The organism is Sphingomonas sp. FW306-1B-B10E, from assembly GCF_058782005.1.
In genome coordinates this window covers 68,252-88,929 of the sequence record NZ_JBYSXG010000004.1, presented here as the reverse complement: position 1 = coordinate 88,929, position 20,678 = coordinate 68,252, and the positions used below count along the sequence as shown (strand labels likewise).

General features: G+C 66.5%; 12 protein-coding genes and 1 pseudogene. 8 read left to right on the top strand and 5 right to left on the bottom strand.

All coding sequences use genetic code 11. From position 1 onward, the window contains the following. Positions 1-22: 22 nt before the first annotated feature. Positions 23-1,438 (top strand): amino acid permease, encoded by a 1,416-nt coding sequence (locus tag AC3WJI_RS02955; protein ID WP_492755746.1) that lies wholly within the window; start codon positions 23-25, stop codon positions 1,436-1,438. A 48-nt stretch (positions 1,439-1,486) separates the two neighbouring features. Further along, a complete protein-coding gene (locus tag AC3WJI_RS02950; RefSeq protein ID WP_492755745.1) occupies positions 1,487-2,998 on the top strand; it encodes a glycoside hydrolase family 27 protein in 1,512 nt (503 codons plus the stop codon). A gap of 68 nt (positions 2,999-3,066) precedes the next feature. Here AC3WJI_RS02950 and AC3WJI_RS02945 read toward each other — a convergent pair whose 3' ends face one another. Then, positions 3,067-5,874 carry a TonB-dependent receptor gene (locus AC3WJI_RS02945; RefSeq protein ID WP_492755744.1) on the bottom strand — a complete coding sequence of 936 codons (2,808 nt, stop codon included), beginning with the start codon at positions 5,872-5,874 and terminating at the stop codon, positions 3,067-3,069. Positions 5,875-6,209: 335 nt separating this feature from the next. Between AC3WJI_RS02945 and AC3WJI_RS02940 the strand changes: the two genes are divergently transcribed. Beyond that, positions 6,210-9,089 (top strand): TonB-dependent receptor domain-containing protein, encoded by a 2,880-nt coding sequence (locus AC3WJI_RS02940; RefSeq protein WP_492755743.1) that lies wholly within the window; start codon positions 6,210-6,212, stop codon positions 9,087-9,089. Positions 9,090-9,156: 67 nt separating this feature from the next. Here the strand turns inward: AC3WJI_RS02940 and cueR are convergent. Further along, positions 9,157-9,534: pseudogene (gene cueR / locus AC3WJI_RS02935) on the bottom strand (Cu(I)-responsive transcriptional regulator); the annotation flags it as partial. A gap of 146 nt (positions 9,535-9,680) precedes the next feature. Here cueR and AC3WJI_RS02930 point away from each other — a divergent pair. The 4 genes from AC3WJI_RS02930 to AC3WJI_RS02915 all read left to right on the top strand — a co-directional run bounded on the left by AC3WJI_RS02930 (position 9,681) and on the right by AC3WJI_RS02915 (position 17,903). Further along, positions 9,681-11,390 (top strand): copper resistance system multicopper oxidase, encoded by a 1,710-nt coding sequence (locus AC3WJI_RS02930; RefSeq protein ID WP_492755742.1) that lies wholly within the window; start codon positions 9,681-9,683, stop codon positions 11,388-11,390. Then, the gene (locus AC3WJI_RS02925) at positions 11,387-12,400 is read left to right on the top strand and encodes a copper resistance protein B (RefSeq protein WP_492755741.1); all 1,014 of its coding nucleotides are present in this window, start codon (positions 11,387-11,389) and stop codon (positions 12,398-12,400) included. The genes AC3WJI_RS02930 and AC3WJI_RS02925 overlap by 4 nt, the downstream gene beginning before the upstream one ends. Positions 12,401-12,572: 172 nt before the next feature. After that, entirely contained in the window at positions 12,573-15,929 is a 3,357-nt protein-coding gene (locus AC3WJI_RS02920) for an amidohydrolase family protein (RefSeq protein WP_492755740.1), read from the top strand. A gap of 156 nt (positions 15,930-16,085) precedes the next feature. After that, positions 16,086-17,903 carry a DUF885 domain-containing protein gene (locus AC3WJI_RS02915; protein ID WP_492755739.1) on the top strand — a complete coding sequence of 606 codons (1,818 nt, stop codon included), beginning with the start codon at positions 16,086-16,088 and terminating at the stop codon, positions 17,901-17,903. Positions 17,904-17,907: 4 nt separating this feature from the next. Here AC3WJI_RS02915 and AC3WJI_RS02910 read toward each other — a convergent pair whose 3' ends face one another. Further along, positions 17,908-18,324, bottom strand: coding sequence for a winged helix-turn-helix transcriptional regulator (locus AC3WJI_RS02910; RefSeq protein WP_492755738.1), 417 nt, complete (start codon positions 18,322-18,324; stop codon positions 17,908-17,910). A gap of 54 nt (positions 18,325-18,378) precedes the next feature. On the opposite strand from AC3WJI_RS02910, the gene AC3WJI_RS02905 reads away from it, so the two are divergent. Then, positions 18,379-18,987, top strand: coding sequence for an NAD(P)-dependent oxidoreductase (locus AC3WJI_RS02905; RefSeq protein WP_492755737.1), 609 nt, complete (start codon positions 18,379-18,381; stop codon positions 18,985-18,987). Here AC3WJI_RS02905 and AC3WJI_RS02900 read toward each other — a convergent pair. After that, positions 18,981-20,312 carry a dicarboxylate/amino acid:cation symporter gene (locus AC3WJI_RS02900; RefSeq protein WP_492755736.1) on the bottom strand — a complete coding sequence of 444 codons (1,332 nt, stop codon included), beginning with the start codon at positions 20,310-20,312 and terminating at the stop codon, positions 18,981-18,983. The genes AC3WJI_RS02905 and AC3WJI_RS02900 overlap by 7 nt on opposite strands. A gap of 126 nt (positions 20,313-20,438) precedes the next feature. Further along, entirely contained in the window at positions 20,439-20,678 is a 240-nt protein-coding gene (locus AC3WJI_RS02895; protein WP_492755735.1) for a hypothetical protein, read from the bottom strand.

Below are 20,678 nucleotides of genomic sequence, written 5' to 3'. Positions count from 1 at the left end.
AGAAAAACAGGGGGGAAGCTGCATGTTTGGTCCGCGCAAGTCGCTCGATACCGTCACGAAGCACGCGGAGGGCCATGCACTCGCCAAGACGCTCAGCTGGCCGCATCTGATCGCGTTGGGCGTCGGCGCGATCGTCGGCACCGGCATCTACACGCTCACCGGGGTCGGCGCCGAGCGCGCCGGGCCGGCGGTGATCCTCGCCTTCGCGATCGCCGGCGCGGTCTGCGCCTGTGCCGCGCTGGCCTATGCCGAACTCGCGACGATGATCCCCGCTGCGGGCAGCGCCTATACCTTCAGCTATGCCGCGCTCGGCGAAACGGCCGCCTGGGTCGTCGGCTGGAGCCTCGTCCTCGAATATTCGCTCGCCTGCTCCACGGTCGCGGTCGGCTGGTCGGGCTATCTGGTCGGCTGGCTGCAAACGGCGGGGGTGCATCTGCCGCCCGAACTGCTCGCCGGGCCGCATGGCGGCGGTTTCATCAACCTGCCCGCAGTGGCGGTCGCGCTCGGGGTGATGGGGATGCTCGTTGCGGGCACGCGCGAGAGCGCGACGCTCAACATCGTCCTCGTCATCATCAAGCTCGTCGCCTTGGGCGTGTTCGTCGCCTTCGCGCTGCCTGCGTTCGACGGGCACAATCTCGAGCCGTTCATGCCCTATGGCTTCGGCTCGAGCGAGGTCGGCGGTGAGAAGCGCGGGGTGATGGCCGCGGCGGCGATCGTGTTCTTCGCCTTTTACGGTTTCGATGCGGTTGCCACTTCGGCCGAGGAGGCCAAGCGCCCCGGCCGCGACCTGACCATCGGCATCGTCGGATCGATGCTGGTCTGCACGGCGATCTACATGCTCGTCGCGGTCGCCGCGGTCGGCGCCTTGCCCTATCAGCAGCTCGCCAATTCGGCCGAGCCGCTGGCGCTGGTGCTGCGCACCTTGGGCCAGCCGGTCGCGGGACACCTGATCGCGCTCGCCGCAGTGGTCGCGCTGCCGTCGGTCATCCTCGTCATGATGTACGGGCAGAGCCGGATCTTCTTCGTGATGGCGCGCGACGGGCTGCTGCCGCGCAGCCTCGCCAAGGTGAGCACGCGCACCGGCGCGCCGACGCGGATCACGCTGATCACCGGGATCGTCATCGCCGCGGTCGCCGGCTTCTTTCGGCTCGACGAGATCGCCGAGCTCGCCAATGCCGGGACCTTGCTCGCCTTCGTCGCGGTCGGCGCGTGCCTGATGGTGCTGCGCCGCCGCGCCCCCGACGCACCGCGGCTGTTCCGCTGCCCGGCGCCGTACCTGGTCGGGACGCTGGCGATCCTCGGCTGCCTCTATCTGCTGTTCAGCCTGCCCTCGGCGACGATCCTGCGCTTCCTGGTCTGGAACGCGATCGGGCTCGCAGTCTATTTTGCCTATGGCTGGCGCAACAGCGAAGTGAAGCGCCAGGTGCTGCCCGCCTGACCAGCATTCTCGGGTTCCCGTTTCCGTTCTGCCCAAAGGAGTAGCCCCGTGCGACACCTGCTGACCACGCTTGCCCTCGCCACATCGCTGACGCCGGCCGGTGCGGCACGCGCCCAGACCCGCTTCGACGGCGTCTGGCTGTTCGATCATGCCGGGCCCAATCCCGGCGTCACGATGCTCCAGGTCGCCAGCGACGGCGGCCGCATCACCGGCGCGGTGACGACGCAGTGGTACGGCCCGGTCAAGATGCAGGACGCGCGGCTGGAGAAGGACGTGCTCCTGTTCGAGGTGCGCAACCTCAACGATCGCGACCACCCCACGCGCACCTGGGTCGTGCGGCGCACCTCCAAGGGCGTGCAGCTCGAAGGGCAGATGTGGGAGTCGAAGATCGACGCCGACGGTCGGCGCGGCACGGTGCGCGACGCCGAGGCGCGCGCCTTCCGCTTCCAGCCATTGCCCGCTTGGGCGCCGGTCGCACAGCTGCCCCTGGCGCCGACTCCCCCGATGGGGTGGAGCAGCTGGAACAAGTTCGCCGACAAGATCGACGACAAGACGATCCGCGCGATCGCCGATGCGATGGTCTCGACCGGGCTGCGCGACGCCGGCTACACCTATGTCAATATCGACGACGGCTGGCAGGGCACCCGCGGCCCCAACGGCCGCATCCGGCCCAATGCCAATTTCCCCGACATGAAGGCACTCGCCGACTACGTCCATGCAAAGGGGCTCAAGCTCGGCATCTACAGCTCGCAGGGCCCGCGGACCTGCGCCGGGTTCGAGGGCAGCTACGGCCATGTCCGCCAGGACGCGCAGACCTTCGCCGATTGGGGGATCGACTATCTGAAGTACGATCTGTGCTCGGGCGAATATTTCTACGCCGACGCCGATACCGTGAAGCGCAGCTATGCCGAGATGGGCGCGGCGCTGGCGGCGACCGGGCGGCCGTTCCTATTCTCGCTATGCGAATATGGCCGGTTCGACGTCGGCGCCTGGGGCCGCACCGTCGGCGGCCATCTCTGGCGCACTACCGGCGACATCACCGACGATTATGCGACGATGGCACGGATCGGCTTCGACAAAAACGGCAAGCCCGAACATGCCGGCCCCAACGGCTTCAACGATCCCGACATGCTCGAAGTCGGCAATGGCGGCATGTCGCTCGACGAATATACCACGCACATGACCCTGTGGGCGATGTCGGCGGCGCCTTTGCTGATGGGGCATGACCTGCGCCAGACCCCGCCGGCGATGCTGCGCTTACTCGAAAATCGCGAAGTGATCGCAGTCGATCAGGATGCCAAGGGCGAGCAGGGCAGGGCAGTGCGCAAGGAGGGCGCAGCGGAGATCTGGTCAAAGCCGCTCGCCGACGGTGCGGTCGCGCTGGCGCTGTTCAACCGCGGCGATGCGGGTGCGAGGATCGAGGCGCGCGCGGCGGACGCGGGGTTCGCGACGATCACCGCGGCCCGCGATCTGTGGCGGGGGCAGTCGATCGCGGCCGATGCGCTGGGGTTCGACGTGCCGGCGCACGGCGCAGTGATGTTGCGCGTCGAGGGGCGGTAGCGCCCTCGCCATACAGAAGGGGCGGATCGCCTGCGCGACCCGCCCCTCCGCGGATAATCAAGCGCCCCTTAGAAGCGAAAGCGGGCGCTCGCCTGCACGGTCCGCGCCTGCTCGCGCACGCCGACCGGCAGCGCGTTGTACGCGCCGAAATAGGTGTTGGCATTGTTGCGCAGGATGTTGGTCGCCTCGAGGCTGAGCGTGACGAACTTGGCCGGGGTCACGTTGACCGCGGCGTCGAGGCGCGAGGTGGCTTTCATATAGACCGAATAGCCGGGATTGACGTAGTCGATCGCGGTCTTGAACTTCGATCGGATATTGTAGGCGACGCGTGCGCTGAAGGTCGGCGTATCGTAGAACAATGCGACGTTGCCGGTATATTTCGACGTGTACGGCGCATCGAAGATGCCGGGGACGTCGGGCGTATTGTCGTCGCGATAGAGCTCGAGGCGCGACACCGGGATATAAGTGAAGTTGGCATTGACGCCGAAATTGCGCGCGAAGCCCGGCAGGAAGCCGAACAACGTATTGCCCTGGACCTCGACCCCGAAGATCTTGCCCGGCCCGGCATTGCGCGGCTTGCCGACGCGGTAGCTGCCGCCGAGCTCGGGGATATATTCGTATGACCCGACATCGCCGATCTTGGGCAGGGTATAATAGATGAAGCCGTTCTGGTTCTTGAGGAACGCGCCGAGCGACACCATGCCGCCGGTGAAATAATGTTCGAGCGAGGCGTCGAAATTATTCTCCTGGATCGGCCTCAGGTCCGGATTGCCGGCATAGACCGGGTTGGTCGGGTTGATGATCGCATCGCGCAGCTCCTTGAAGGTGCGCAGGTCGTAGAAGCTCGGCCGCTGGACATTGTGCGTGTAGGATAGCCGCAGCTGCAGCTTCGAAGTGAAATGGAGATTGACCGTCGCGCTCGGAAGCAAGTCGACATAATTGCCCTTGGACGAGGTCAGGCGGTGCAGCACGGTGCCAGTGTCGACCACACCGTTGACCACGTTGAAGTAATTCTGCGTGCTCTGCGCGGTGCCCCAGGTGTTGACGTAGCGCAGCCCGATCGTGCCATCGATCGGGAAGGGCGCATCCAGCCCGTAATTCAAGATGCCATAAGCGGCAAAGGTGCGCTCGGTCTCGCGATAGGATGAGCCCGGATCGTTGTTGCCGGGCTGCTCCGGGTTCCAGTCATTGCCGAGCAGGTCGGCGCCATTGTCCATGACGTAATCGCGCACCGCGGTGAAATTGTCGTAATATTGCGCATTGTCGAAATGGTACCAGCTCGGCACCTCGCCGTTGCGGATCTCCGGCGTTGAGGTCACGAAGCTGTTGCCCGTCGCATCGGCTACCGCCTGCATCGACGGCGCGGTCGCGGTGTTGAAGTAGAACGCGTCGCGATAGCCATAGATATAGCCCATCGTGCGCTTGGTGAAGCGCGTCCCGAACTGGACCGATCGCAGCAGGCCCTTGCCGGTATCGATCGTGAAATCGAGATTGCTGGCGAAGAGCGTGTCGTTGTTGCCGCCATTCTGATCATGGACCTGGTACAGGCGATAGTCGGCCAGGGTGTTGAGCGAATTGTTCGGGAAGGTGATGTAGGGTCCGCCGCCGGGGACATTGCTCGAGTTGAAATCGACGTCGACCGACGTCGCCCCGGCTATCCGCGATTGCTGCTGAACGAAATAATAGGTCGAGTCCGACCAATTATACTGCGTCGCGAAATTGATATGAACGTTGTCGCTGTTCCAGCGCGTCGCGAAATTGGTGGTGTAGGTGTCGGTGCGCGTCTTCTGGTAGATCGACAGCGGGCCACCGCCGACGCCGTTCGGATTGTTGAGCGTGATCGAGCGGATCGTGCCATCGTCGTTGACGACGAGGTTCGAATAACTGCCCTGGTCGGTATTGGTCTGCAGCTTGAGATAATCGCTCGCCGCGGTCTGGCGCGCACCGAGATACGACCCCTCGAGCACGAAATCGAGCTTCGGGCTCGCGCGCCACTGCCACGACACGTTCAGCGAGGGCCGCTTGGTCGAGCCGGATTCGACACCATAGGTCACTGCATAGGGGATGAGCGTATCGCGGAGCGCGGCGGGGACGCTGTTGTTGGACGGGCTGCCGGTGAAGAAGCCGATCTGCCCGGGGGATTCCGCCGCGACGAAATTCTCCTCATATTTGTTGTTGGTCAGCGAGCCGTTGAGCAGGAAGCCCATTTCGCCGATGCCCGTGTCGAAGCGCTCGGCCAGCAACAGGCTCGCATAGGGGCTCTTGGTGTCGCCGATGTCCGAGAAGGTCTCGCGGAAGCTGCCCGCAAGGGTCAGCCCCTTCTTCAGGTCGAGCGGGCGGCGCAATTCGACATTGACCGTGCCGGCGATGCCGCCCTCGGCCTGGTCGGCGCTGCGCGTCTTGTAGACGTCGACTGACTTGAGCAGCTCGGCGGGAATGTCCGCGAGGTTGAGCGCGCGCTGGCCGGCGACTCCGGCTTCGTTGCCGTTGATCGTGGTCTGGACGTCGGATAGCCCGCGGATCGTGACGCTCGAGCCTTCGCCGTGGACGCGGTCGATCTGCACGCCGGTAACGCGCGAAAGCGCCTCGGGCACGTTGTTGTCGGGCAGCTTGCCGACATCCTCCGACACCACCGAATCGACGATCTGCTTGGCGTTGCGCTTCTTGCCGTTGGCGGAATCGATGCTGCCGCGGATGCCGACGACGACGACGTCGCTGGGGCGGTCCGTCGAATCGACGGTCTCTTCATCCTGCGCTGGACTGGATGTGGGTGCGTCCTGCGCGGCCGCTGGTGTCGCGGTCAGCGCTCCCAAGGAAACCGTGGCCAGCGCCAGCGCCCGCGCCAGGCCGAAATATCGATTACCTGCTCGTCCCATCCCCAATCTCCCCAATGTCGACCTGTCAGCTATACTATATAACGTATACCATATGACAGAGATCGGCACTGTCAAGCGGTTGCAACATTCAGCCTTGGCGCTCCGGAGGCCCGGATGAATCGACGTGGTTGATGCCGTGAATGTGCGTCCATGGAAGCGCGTGATTCAGATGGGTCCAGCGCCGAGGCTCCGGTCGCGCCCTGCTGTTCGCCTCGATTACAATCCCATTGCAAAACGTCTCGTTCGCTGACATTGTATACCGTACACGATATGAGGTATATAAAAGAGGGGACGTAAAGATGCGGAATCACCGTGGGTTACTCGTGGGAAGTGCAATGGCAGCTGCACTCGTCGCTGCCGCCTCCTCAGCCGCCGCGCAGACCGTGCCGACCACCGCCGACGGGGCGTCCCAAGAGAGCGGCGACACCGAGGTGACGGTGACCGGCACGCGGATCCAGCAGCCCGGGCTCGTCAGCAACAGCCCGATCACCGCGGTCGATTCCGCCGAGATCCGCCTTCAGGGCGCGACCAACATCGAGAACGTGCTCAACCGGCTCCCGCAGATCACTCCCGATGCCAATGAGAACGTATCCAATGGCTCGGACGGCACCGCGCGGCTCAACCTGCGCAACCTCGGCAGCAACCGGAATTTGATCCTGCTCAATGGCCAGCGCCTGCTGCCGATCCAGGCCAATGACGTGAACTTCGTGCCCTCGTTCCTCGTCGAGCGCGTCGACGTAGTCACCGGCGGCGCGTCGGCGGTCTATGGCTCGGACGCGATCTCGGGCGTGGTCAATTTTATCCTGCGCAAGGATCTGAACGGCGTCGTCGCCGACGTCCAATACGGCTTTTCGAACCACCATAATGACGATGCCGCGCGCCGCAGCTTGGTCACTGCCAGCGGATATCAGAACGCGCTGTCCTCGCCGATCGACGGCCAGCGCTTCGACGCCAATATCGCAGTGGGCAAGAGCTTCGCCGACGGCCGCGGCAACGTCATGGCCTATTTCGGCTATCGCGAGGTCCAGCCGATCCGCCAGGCCGACCGCGACGTCTCGGCCTGCGCGCTCGATCCCAACGCCACCAATACCGGCTTCGTCTGTGGCGGCTCGTCGAACAACGAGTTCGGGCTGTTCCAGCCGTTGACCGGTCCCAATGCCGGCACCGCGTTCAACAACACCCGCGATGGCACCAAGACCTGGGTGCCATACAACAGCAGCTTCCGCTACAATTACGCGCCGCTCGTCTACTTCCAGCGCAACGACAAGCGCTACACCGCCGGCGCCTTCGCGCGCTTCGAGGCAGCGCCCGCGGCGGAAATCTACGCCAGCTTCATGTTCATGGACGACCGCACCAATTCGCAGGTCGCCCCCTCGGCGCTGTTCCAGGGCACGACGTTCACGGTCAATTGCGACAATCCGCTGCTCGGCGCGCAGCAGGGCCAGCTCTTGTGCGGCGGGGCGTACGGCACCGCGGCGTCGCAGGACCTGTTCATCGGCTATCGCCCGGTCGCGGCGCCCGCGCGCCCGCGCCGCGACGATCTGCGCCACACCGATTTCCGCGTCACCGGCGGGATCCGCGGCGAGATCGCGCAGGGAATCAGCTACGACGTCAACGGCCTGTTCTCGCGCGTGTTGTTCAACGAAAATTACCAGAACGACATCGATCCGGTCCGCGCCAATCGCGGGCTCCAGGTCGTCAATGTCGGCGGCGTGCCGACCTGCAAGTCGGTAGTGGACGGCACCGACAAGGCGTGCGTGCCGCTCAACGTCTTCCAATATGCCGGGCTGTCGGCGGAATCACTCGACTATATCTATTCGCCGACCTTCACTCGGGGGATGGACAAGGAGACTGTGCTCAGCGGCACCGTCACTGCCGACCTGACCAGCTACGGCGTCAAGAGCCCGTGGTCCGACCAGGGCATTGCCGCGGTGTTCGGGGTCGAGCATCGCCGCGAGAGCCTGGTCTTCCACGCCGATGCGCTCGCCCAGCAAAAGGGCACGCTCGAGAGCCGCGGCGCGTTCAACGTCACCGACCTGTTCACCGAGATCCGCGTACCGATCGTCACCGATCGGCCGTTCGCGCAGGAACTCTCGGTGACCGGAGGCTATCGCTACTCGAAGTACAGCACGCCGGCCGGCGGCGTCTCGACCTATAAGGGCGAGCTCGCTTGGGCGCCGATCCGCGACATCCGCTTCCGCGCCGGCTACAATCGCGCGATCCGCGGCGCCAACATTTCGGAGCTGTTCGCGGCGCAGGGCCTCGGCAACATCTCGGCCCAGGATCCGTGCGCCGGCGCGACCCCGACCGCGACCGCGGCGCAGTGCGCGGCGACCGGTGTCTCGGCGGCGCAATATGGCCATATCATCGAATGCCCGAGCGAAGTCTGCGTGGCGCAGGGCGGGGGCAATCCGGCGCTGCGCCCCGAACAGGCCGACACTTACACCGCCGGCGTTGTATTAGCGCCGCGCTTCCTGCGGCGTTTCTCGCTGTCGGTCGATTATTTCGACATCAAGGTGCGCGACTATATCTCGTCGATCCCCGCCTCGCTGACGATCAGCCAGTGCATCGAGACGGGCGACCCGTTCTTCTGCTCGCTGTTCCACCGCGATCCGCGCAACGGCGTGCTCTTCGGCGAGCAGGGCTATGTCGTCTCGACCACGCTCAACACCGGATCGCTCAAGACCTCGGGCATCGACGTGGGCGCCGACTACGCCTTCGATACGGGAATCGGCGGGTTCAGCATGTCGTTCGTCGGCACCTGGCTGAAGGAACTCCGCAACGAGCCGCTGCCCGGCCTCGGCAGTTACGACTGCGTCGGCCTGTTCGGCCCGACCTGCGGCCAGCCTAGCCCCGAATGGCGGCACCAGGCGCGGCTCAGCTGGTCGGACACGAGCCACATTGCTTCGGTGTCGCTCAATTGGCGCTATATCGGCGGTACCAAGCTGACCAACAACACCGACGATCCGTTCCTTACCGGACCGGCCTATGTCATCAACGCCAGCCTGCCGGCCTACAGCTACTTCGACCTCGCGCTGACCGCCAAGGTCCAGCAGAATGTCAGCTTCCGCCTCGGCGTGAACAATTTGCTCGACAAGGACCCGCCGGCGATCGCGCAGGGGCTGCTTTACAGCTTCGGCAACGGCAACACCTATCCCGGCACCTATGACGTGGCGGGCCGGACCTTCTTCATCGGGATGAACGCCGAGTTCTAAGCCGCCCTGCGCTATGGACGGGCCGGTGCGTGATGCGCGCCGGTCCGTTCGATTCAGGCCGCCCCTCGAGCCGGTCGAGAATCGGGCAATCGGCGCGATCGTTACCCTGGCAGCTCGAGGCGAGGTCGACGAGCGTCCGCCGCATTTCGTCGAGCGCGCGCGCCTTGCGGCCAAGCTCTTCCGCACGGGCGAGCGCGAGCGCCTTCACATCGGCGCTGGCGCGGTTGCGGTCGGTCCAGAGCGACAGCAATTCGCGAATGTCCTCGATCGGGAAACCGAGGTCGCGCGCGCTCGCGATGAAGGCCAGCCGGTGGACGTCGGCATCGGCATAATCGCGATAGCCGCTGGCGCGCCGCGGCGGCGGCGGGATCAGCCCGAGCTTCTCGTAATGACGGATCATGCGCTGCGAGATGCCGCTCGCCTTGGAAGCGTCGCCGATATTCATTTCGTCCGTACGCACCGCGACGCTGCATGAAGTCCAATAAGAGCGACGGCCGTTGACTCTGACATCATGTCAGACCCCATAGCGGATCGCGGTTCGCGTGCAAAACGGCGCCGCGACGACGTTGTTACTCGGAGGGACGCGCAGCGATGACTGCCAAGATCGACCGGCGAAACTTGCTGCGCGGCGCCGCAATCGCCGGTGGCGCCGCCGCGCTCGCGCGCTGGATGCCGGCGTGGGCGCAGAGCGTGTCGCCGGGCATCGCGAGCACCTTGCCGACGGTGGCGGGCGACGAGATCACCCTGCGTGTCGCGCACCAGATGCTCACCGTCGACAGCCGCGAGAGCCACACGATCGGCATCAACGGCACGGTACCCGCGCCGCTGATCCGCCTGCGCGAAGGCCAGCACGCCCGGATCCACGTCGTCAACGATCTCGACGAGCCGACCTCGGTGCATTGGCACGGGCTGATCCTGCCGTTCCAGATGGACGGCGTGCCAGGTATCTCCTTTCCCGGCATCCCTGCGCGGTCGCGCTTCACCTACGACTTCCCAATCGTCCAGTCGGGCACCTATTGGTACCACAGCCATTCGGGGCTGCAGGAGCAAATGGGGCATTACGGCCCGATCGTGATCGACCCCGCCGATGCCGATCCGGTCGCCTACGATCGCGAGCACGTACTCGTGCTGTCCGATCACAGTCCGCTTCACCCACATGCAATCTTCCGCAAGCTCAAGCAGCAAGCGGGGTATTTCAACCGCCAGCGCCAGACGCTCGGCGGGCTGCTCGCGGGCAAGGACCAGCCGCTCAGGGATCGGCTGCAATGGGGGGGCATGCGGATGGACCCCGCCGATATCGCTGACGTCACCGGGTCGACCTACACCTATCTCGTCAACGGCCACGGCCCCGCCGACAATTGGACCGGCTTGTTCCAGCCGGGCGAGCGCATCCGGCTGCGCATCGTCAACGCCTCGGCGATGACGATCTTCAACGTCCGCATTCCTGGGCTGGCGATGCAGGTCGTCCAGGCCGACGGCCAGAACGTCCGGCCGGTCGAAGTCGATGAGCTCCAGATCACGATCGCCGAGACCTATGACGTGATCGTCACGCCCGCCGACGACCGCGCCTATGCCTTCGTCGCCGAATCCGCCGATCGTTCGGGCATGGCGCGCGCGACCCTGGCGCCGCGGCCGGGCATGACGGCGGCGATCCCGCCACTCCGCAAACGCCCTCTCGCGACCATGCGCGACATGGGCATGGACATGGCGGGAATGGACCACGGCGCGATGGACATGCACGGCATGTCGATGAAGATGCGCGACCCCGCCAATGCGCCGCAGGTAAAGCTGGGCCCCGGCGTCCAGACGATCGCGCCGATGCCCGTCGACCGCACCGGCGAGACGCTGGGGCTGGCCGACGCCGGCCACCGCGTACTGACCTATCGCGACCTCGTCGCGCTCGAGCGCAATCCCGACGTCCGCGCGCCGTCACGTGCGCTCGAGATCCACCTCACCGGCAACATGGAACGCTATATGTGGTCGTTCGACGGCGAGAAATTGAGCGAGGTCAAGGACCCCATCGCCTTCACCGCCGGCGAGCGCGTGCGGGTCACGCTGGTCAACGACACGATGATGGCGCACCCGATCCACCTGCACGGCCATTTCTTCGAGCTGGTCACCGGCCATGGCGACCATTCGCCGCGTAAGCACACCGTGAACGTCGCACCCGGCGGCAAGGTCAGCTGGGACGTGACCGCCGTGCCCGGCGACTGGGCGTTCCACTGCCATATGCTGTACCACATGCACGCCGGGATGATGCAGGTGGTAAGCGTGCGGCCGCTCGAAGGCGCGACGGCATGAAGACCTTGCTGGGCCTCGCCGCGTTGGCGCTCGCGCTTCCCGCAGCGGCGCAGGACCATTCGATGCACATGCCGGGAATGGCGATGCCCGCCAAACCCGCCGCCAAGCCCAAGCCGAAGCCCCAGCGCGCGCCACGCGAGCCGGCACCGCGTCCGCAAGCCGCGCCGGCCGATCCCCATGCCGGCCATGACATGGGCAACATGCCGGCAATGGAAACGCCTGCGGCCGCTCCAGCGGACCCGCATGCCGGTCACCACATGCCCGCGGTTTCGGGCCCGGCAGGCACCGATCTGCCTGCCGGCAACGCCCCCCCGCCGGTTCCACCGCGCGACCGCGCCGCCGACCGCTACTGGAACCCCGGCGCGATGGCCGCGGCCGAAGCGGCGATGCGCCACGAACATGGCGCGATGGTCTATTCGAAGGTCCTGTTCGACATCCTCGAATACCAGGCGGACGACGGCTATCGCTGGGACGGCGAGGCAAGCATCGGCGGCGACCGCGATCGCTTCCTGTTCAAGAGCGAGGGCGCTGGCGCCTTTGCCGGCGGCGTGGACCATGCCGAAATCCAGGCGCTCTACGGCCGCGCGCACGACCCCTATTGGAACCTGCGCGCCGGCGTCCGACAGGATCTCGGCGCCGGGCCCCGCAGGACCTGGGCGGCCCTGGGGGTCGAGGGCGTCGCGCCCTATTGGCTCGAGCTCGAAGCTACGCTGTTCCTGTCGACCCAGGGTGACCTGACAGGGCGCGTCGAGGGTCATTACGACCAGCGCATCACCCAGGATTTCGTTCTCCAGCCGCGCGCCGAGCTCAATTTCGCCGCGCAGGATATGCCCGGCGCCAGCGCCGGCCTGTCGGAGGCCGAACTCGGGCTGCGGCTTCGCTACGAGCGTGTCCGCGAATTCGCGCCCTATGTGGGCTTGTCATGGGACCGAAAGTTCGGCGATGCGCGCCGGCGGGACGAGGGGGCGGGGGGCCTGCGCTTCGTCGCGGGCATCCGCAGCTGGTTCTGAAACCTGCCGGTGCTCCTGCGAAACAGGCGCCCAGGGTGACGCCGTACTCCGCTATCCGGGGCTCCTGCGTCCGCGGGAGCACGCGCTACGGGGATCGACGCCGCGTCCACGTTCGCGATTGCGCCGCCTCGCCTGGCCGCCGATAACAGGCGCCTCAAATCAAGGGGGAATCATGAAAATCACTGCGATCGCGCTCGTCTCGCTGGTTGCACTGGCCACGCATCAGGCCGCGGCACAGGTCGCCCCGCCGCAGGAAAAGCCGGTACAGGAGACCCAGGCGCCCGAGGACCAGATCGTCCGCCCGCCCGAGCAGCAGTCGCAGCCGGCCCAGCCGCCGGTGCCTGCGCAAGCGCCCACCCCGGTCGCGGCTCCGAAAAACGACAAGCCCGCCAAATGGGACGTCAACGCCCCCGCCGGCGCGACCATCCGCCAGATTCCGATCCGCGTCTCCGAAGGCAGCTGGATGGATCTCGACGTCAGCCCCGACGGCGGCACGATCGCCTTCGCCCTGCTCGGCGACATCTACACGATGCCGATCGCCGGCGGCACGCCGACGCGGATCGCCGAGGGGCTCGCCTGGGAAGTCCAGCCGCGCTTCTCGCCCGACGGCCGGCGCATCGCCTTCACCTCGGACCGCGGCGGCGGCGACAATATCTGGGTGATGAACCGCGACGGCAGCGACAAGCGCCAGGTCACCAAGGAAGACTTCCGCCTGCTCAACCAGCCGAGCTGGAGCCCCGACGGCCGCTACATCGCCGCCAAGAAGCATTTCACCACCGGCCGCTCGCTCGGCACCGGCGAGGTCTGGCTCTATCACGTCTCGGGCGGCGGCGGGGTGATGCTGGTCAAGCGCCCCAACGAGACGCATCAGAAGGAGCTCGGCGAGCCGATCTACGCGCATGACGGCAAGTCGATCTTCTACACGCGCAACGTCACGCCGGGGCCGATCTTCGAATATGCCCAGGATTCGAACACCGATCTGTTCGACATCGAGCGCTACGATCTCGACACCGGCGAAGTCAGCAAGGCAGTGACCGGGGCGGGCGGTGCGGTGCGCCCGACGCCGTCGCCCGATGGCAAGAAGATTGCCTTCGTCCGCCGCGAGGCGACCCGCTCGAAGCTCTACGTCAAGGACCTCGTCTCGGGCGAGGAGCGCAAGATTTACGACGATCTCGACCAGGACGTGCAGGAGACCTGGGCGGTCACCGGGGTCTACCCGAACATGGCATGGACCCCGGACGGCAAATCGCTGCTATTCTGGGCCAAGGGCAAGATCCGCCGCATCGATGCCGATGGCGCGAACGCGCGCGAGATTCCCTTCGCGATCAACGACACCCGCGGCGTGATCGACGCGCCGCATCCGCAGATCGCGGTCGCGCCCGATCGCTTCACCACCGCGATGCCGCGCTTCGCCGCGGTCTCGCCCGCCGGCGACCGCGTGGTGTTCGAAAGCCTCGGCAAGCTGTGGGTCAAGCCGATGGGCGGCGGCGCGCCGAAGCGGCTGACCAACGGCGGCGACGGCTTCGAACTGTTCCCGAGCTGGTCGCGCGACGGCCGCTCGGTGGTGTTCGTCGGCTGGACCGATAAGGGGCTCGGTCATATTCGCACCGTCGCGGCGAGCGGCGGCAGCCCGCGCGACGTCACCAGCCAGCCGGGTCACTACGCCCGTCCTCGCTTCTCGCCCGACGGCAAGACGATCGTGTTCGAGCGCGTCTCGCCCGGCAATCTGACCAGCCCCAATTGGGCGCAGGATCCCGGCGTGTACCGCGTTGCCGCCTCCGGGGGCGATGTCGTGCGCGTCGCCAAGGGTATGGCCGCGCCGCAGTTCGGCGCCGCCAATGACCGCATCTTCATGATCGGCGAGGGCGAGAAGGGCATGCGCGAGCTGGTCAGCACCGATCTCAGCGGACAGGACAAGCGCGTTCACGCCAGCGGTGAGCTGGTCACCGACTATATCGTCTCGCCCAGCGGCGAATTCGTCGCCTTCCGCCAGAATTACGCCGCCTTTGTCGCGCCGCTGATGCCGGGCAACCAGTCCGTAGCGCTGGCGAGCGATTCCAAGGCAATGCCGGTCACCAAGGTGAGCGAGGGCGGCGCCGACTATATCAACTGGTCGAACGACGGCCAGCGGCTCCACTGGAGCCTCGGCCCGACGGTCTATACCGTCGACACTGCTTCGCTCTTCCCCAGCGCGCCGCGCGCCGAGGACGCGCCCAAGTTCGTGCCCCCGACCAGCGGCGTGTCGCTGGCGCGCGAAGTCGTGGCGGCCAAGCCGAGCGGCACCGTGGCGATTACCGGCGCGCGCCTCGTGACGATGGCCGATGCGTCGGGCGGGATCATCGACGACGGCGTCGTGGTGATCCGGGGCGACCGCATCGTCGCGGTCGGCCCGCGCGCCTCCACGCCGGTGCCGGCGGGCGCGACGGTGGTCGACGCCGCCGGCAAAACGATCATCCCCGGCCTGATCGACGCCCACGCCCACGGCCCCGCGGGCAGCGACGAGCTGATCCCGCAGGAAAACTGGTCGATGCAGCAGAACCTCGCGCTCGGCACCACGACGATCCATGATCCGTCGAACCGCTCGAGCGAAATCTTCGCCGCCTCGGAGATGCAGCGCGCCGGGCTGATCCTCGCCCCGCGCATCTTCTCCACCGGCGAGATCGTCTACGGCGCCAAGGCCGCCGACGTCTACGCGCAGATCGACAGCCTCGACGATGCGCTTGCGCATGTCCGGCGGCTCAAGGCGCAGGGCGGGCACAGCGTCAAGAACTACAACCAGCCGCGCCGCGAGCAGCGCCAGCAGGTGGTCGAGGCGGCACGGCGCGAGAACATGCAGGTCGTCGCCGAGGGCGGGTCGCTGTTCGGGATGGACATGAACCTGATCGCCGACGGCAATTCGACGCTCGAGCACAATATCCCGCTCGAGACCTTCTACGACGACGTGCTGCAATTCTTCTCGGAGACCAGGACCAACTACACGCCGACCCTGGTGGTGACCTATGGCGGGCTCGCCGGCGATCCCTATTGGCGGCAGGCGACCGACGTCTATGCGCACCCGCTGCTCCGCGCGCACACGCCGCCGACCGTCCTGCTCGCCGACAACGCCCGCCGCATCAAGGCGCCCGAGGACAATTTCGTCGACGACGACAATGCCCGCGAGGCGCACAAGCTCGCCAAGCGCGGCGTTCTCGTCTCGATCGGTGCGCACGGCCAGCAGGCGGGAATCGGCGCGCATTGGGAGCTCTGGTCGTTCGTCCGCGGCGGGATGACGCCGGTCGAGGCGCTGCGCGCGGGGACGATCGTTCCGGCGCAGTCGCTCGGCATGGCGCGAGACATCGGCTCACTCGAAGTGGGCAAGCTCGCCGACCTCGTTGTGCTCGACAAGGACCCGACCGTCGACATCCGCAACAGCGACAAGGTCTCGCGCGTGATGCAGGGCGGCCGGCTCTACGACGCGGCGACGCTCGACGAAGTCGCGACGGGCACTGCCAAGCGCGGCGCGTACTGGTGGGAAAAAGCGGGGCGGTAAGGAACTCCCTCTCCCGTCGGGAGAGGGTTGTGCGGACTTGGGTCCGCTTCTTCAGCGGGCCCAAGTCGGAGCTGGGTGAGGGGATGGCGCTCTCGATAGCGCAAACACACTCACCAAGCTCCGCTACTCTCCCGCAGAGAGAGGAAGGAACACAAAGTGGACCGTCGTGAATTCCTAGGCGGCGCAAGCGCGGTCTCGCTGGCCGCCGCGCTTCCCGCGATTGCCGCGCCGCGCAGCCAGGCGAGCGCCGACAAGCGGCTTTCGACCCTGCTCGACCGCTTCTTCTACGATCGGCTTGCTGACTCCCCGGAGGCAGCCACTCAGCTCGGGCTCGATACCGGCACTCGCGCCGGGCTGCGCGCAAAGCTCAGCGACAATTCGGCGGCCGGCGTGGCGAAAGCGACGGCGCGGGCGAAGCGAGAGCTTGCCGAGCTTCGCGCGATCCCTGCCGCCACGCTCTCGGCCTCCGCGAAGCTTGACCAGGAGGTCGTCGCCCATCAGCTGGAGCGCAACATCGCCGCCACCGCGCGCTTCCATTACGGATCGAACAGCGACGGCTTCGCACCATACATTCTGAGCCAGCTCGGCGGTGCCTATCGCGACGTCCCCGACTTCCTCGATTCGCAGCACCGCGTCGAAAACGCCGTGGATGCCGATGCTTATCTGGCGCGGCTCGAAGCCTTTCCGAAGGCGATCGACAACGACATCAACCGCCAGCGCGACGATGCCGCGCGCGGCGTGTTCGCGCCCGACTACATCCTCGACACCACGCTCAAGCAGATCGCCGCAATGCGCGACCAGCCCGCGTCCGAGACGGTGATGGTCACCTCGCTCACCGCCAAGCTCGCCGCGGCGAAGCTGCCCGCCGATCGCGCCGCCAGGGCCGAAAAGATCGTCGCCGAACGCATCTTCCCGGCGATCGACCGCCAGCGCGCATTGGTCACCGAACTGCGCGCCAAGGCCGTCCACGACGCCGGCGTGTGGCGCCTCCCAGACGGCGACGCATATTACAGCGCCGCCGCGCAGGCCGCGACCACCACCAGCCTCAGCGGCGCCGAGATCCACCAGCTCGGGCTCGATCAGGTCGCCGAGATCAGCGCGCGGATCGACACGATCCTCAAGGCGCAGGGCATAAGGCAGGGCACGGTGGGCGAGCGGCTAGTCGCGCTCAACAAGCGCCCCGACCAGCTCTTCCCCAACACCGATCCGGGCCGCGAGGCGCTGCTCGAGGCGCTGCGCGCGCAGGTGCGGGCGATGCAGGCGCGGCTTGGCGAGCAATTCGGTTCGCTGCCCAAGGCACCGGTCGAAGTCCGCCAGGTGCCCGCGGCGATCCGCGCCGGCGCGCCGGGCGGCTATTACCAGAACGCCTCGCTCGACGGTTCGCGGCCGGCGATCTACTTCATCAACCTGCGCGACACGTTCGACCGGCCGAAGTTCGGCCTCGCGACGTTGACCCATCACGAGGCGGTCCCGGGCCACCACCTCCAAGTGACGCTCGCGCTCGAGTCGCCCAACATCCCGCTGATCCGCCGCCGCGCCGACTTCAACGCCTATACCGAGGGCTGGGCGCTCTATTCGGAGCAGCTCGCCGACGAGATGGGGATGTACCAGGGCGATCCGCTCGGCCAGGTCGGCTATCTCCAGTCGCTGCTGTTTCGCGCGACGCGGCTCGTGGTGGACTCGGGGCTCCACCACAAGCGCTGGTCGCGCGAGAAGGCGACGGACTATTTCATCGCGACCACCGGCATCGCGCGCGGCCGCAGCCAGGGGGAGATCGACCGCTACACCGTCTGGCCGGGCCAGGCGTGCAGCTACAAGATCGGCCACACCATGTGGGTGCGCCTGCGGGACAAGGTGAAGGCGGCGCAGGGCGCGAAGTTCGATCCGCGCGCCTTCCACGACGTTCTGCTCGAAGGCGCGATGCCGCTCACCGTGCTCGAACGTGTGGTCGACCAGCGCTTCCTGAAGGCCTGAGAGGCTATGCGTCTGTAAGCCGATCATCGAAGCGCCGCTGCGCCGCCTCGACCGCGGGCATGCGGGTCTCGGCCCAGTCGATCATCAGCCGCATCGCGCCGAGCAGCTCGCGGCCGAGCGGGGTGATGCGATAGGTCACCGTGATCGGCACTGTCGCGACCACTTCGCGCCCCACCAACCCGTCGCGCTCGAGCGATCGCAGCGTCTGGCTCAACATCTTCTGCGACACCCCGTCGATCCGCCGCTTGAGCAAGCTGAAGCGCATCGCCCCGTCGCCGAGCAGCAACAGGATCAGCACGCTCCATTTGTCGCCGATCCGGTCGAGGAGCTTCCGGGTCGGACAGTCGCGCGCATAGGCGTTGCCGCGCGCGAAGGTGGTACCCTCCAGGTGACCAAGTGAGATCGAAGTGCCGTCTTGCATGGTCGGTCGCCATAACCGACTTGGTCACCGTTGGAAACCAAGTGGAGATCGATCATGAGAGTTGCGGTTCTGGGAGCGAGCGGGCGCGCCGGTTCGGAAATCACCAAGGAGCTCGCCGCGCGCGGGCATCATGTGCTGGCCATTGCGCGCAACCCTGGGCGCATTGCGGCAACGGAAGGCGTGACCGCGATCGCCGGCGACGCCTCGGACAGCCACGCTCTGGCGGACCAGATCCGCGGCAGCGATGCCGTGATCAGCGCGCTCCATTTTGACATCGCCGCCGACACTCTGCTCTCTGCCCTCAAGCATGCCGGGGTCGGCAGGCTGTTGGTCACCGGTGGCGCGGCAAGCCTCGAAGTGGCGCCGGGCAAGCGGCTCTTCGACTCTCCCGACTTTCCGGCCGAGTGGAAGGACATGGCTGCAGGCGGCATCGCCTTCCTCGACGCGCTGCGCGGTGAACGCGACATCGACTGGACTTACTTCTCCCCCGCCGCGCTGATCTTCGAAGGACCGCGCACTGGCGAGTTCCGCCTCGGCGGCGACCAGCTGATCAGTGACGGGGCCGGCGAGAGCCGGATCAGCTTCGCCGATTATGCGATCGCGATGGTCGATGCGCTCGAACAGCACAGCCACAGCCGGGAGCGCTTCACCGCAGCTTATTGAGCGCGGTCGGCAGCTTCCGGCGTTGGGTCGGGAGCTGCCGCCTCGGGCACGCCGTTCAGCGCGCTCGCCAGCTGCTCGCGATCCAGCGCGCCCTCCCAGCGGGCCACCACGATCGTCGCGACGGCATTGCCCATGAAATTGGTCAGGCTGCGGCACTCGCTCATGAAGCGGTCGACGCCGAGGATCAGCGCCATGCCGGCGATCGGCACCTTGGGCACGATCGCCAGCGTCGCCGCCAACGTGATGAACCCGGATCCGGTTACGCCCGCCGCGCCCTTCGAGCTCAGCATCGCCACGCCGAGCAAGGCGATCTGCTCGCCCAGCGTCAGCTGCACGCCGGTCGCCTGCGCGATGAACAAGGCGGCGAGGGTCATGTAGATGTTGGTGCCGTCGAGGTTGAACGAATAGCCGGTGGGCACCACCACACCGACGACTTCCTTGTCGCACCCGGCGCGCTGCATCTTCTGGATCAGGGCGGGGAGGGCGGCTTCCGACGACGAAGTGCCGAGCACGAGTAGCAACTCGGCCTTGAGATAGCGGATCAGCTTGAGGATCGAAAAGCCGGTGAGCGCGCTGACCACGCCGAGCACGCCCAGCACGAAGATCAGCGAAGTCAGGTAGAAGGTGCCGACCAGCGCACCGAGGCTCAGCAGGCTGCCGAGCCCATATTTTCCGATCGTGAATGCCATCGCGCCGAACGCGCCGACCGGCGCCGCCCACATCACGATCGTCACCAGCCGGAAGATCACCAGCGCGACTCGCTCGAGCATGTCGGTCACCGGCCGGGCCGCGTCGCCGACCAGCGTCAGCGACACGCCGAACAGCACCGCGACGAACAGGATCTGGAGGATCGAGCCGCTGGTGAATGCCGAGACCAGGGTGGTCGGGATCACCGAGAGCAGGAACCCGGTAACCGTCGTCTCGTGCGCCTTCTCCTCGAAGCCGTGGACCGCGGCGGCGTTGAGCGTCCGCGGATCGACATGCATGCCGGCGCCGGGCTGGACAACGTGCGCGACGATCAGCCCGACGATCAGCGCCAGGGTCGAGAAGAACAGGAAATAGGCGAAGGCCTTGATTACCACGCGGCCGAGCGCGGCGAGCTGGTGCGATCCGGCGATTCCGGTGACCACGGTAAGGAAGATGACCGGCGGGATGATCATCTTGACGAGGTTGATGAAGGCTTCGCCGAGCGGCTGGAGACCCGCGCCGAACGCCGGCCAGATCGCGCCGACAGCGACGCCGGCGAGGATTCCGATCAGCACCCAGAAATAGAGCAGCCGCCAGAACGGCCGCTTCTGCCCGTCCGCGCCTACGACCGGTCCCATCCTCGTCCTTTCCGCCGCCGCGCCGGTTCGATGCCGGTCGGGATCAACGCGTTGCAAGCAAAAAGGGCGCCCCCGCAGGGACGCCCTTCCTGAATTCCGTTCCGGCCGTGCGGACCGGAAAAGAGATCAATGCGCGGTCGCGTTGTCGTGCGCGGCGTCGGCCTTGTTCTCTTCGACGTCGGCAGCGTTCTCGAGAACGTTCTCGGCGACTGCGTTCGTGGTGTTGTCGGCTGCTTCCTCGTAGATCGCAGCGTTCGCCTCGTGGCTCTCCGCGACGTTCTCGGCAGTGGTGTTGGTGGTGCCGCCGTTGCAAGCCGCGAGCGACATCAGGCCGGCGGTCGCAGCAACAATGAGGATCTTCTTCAT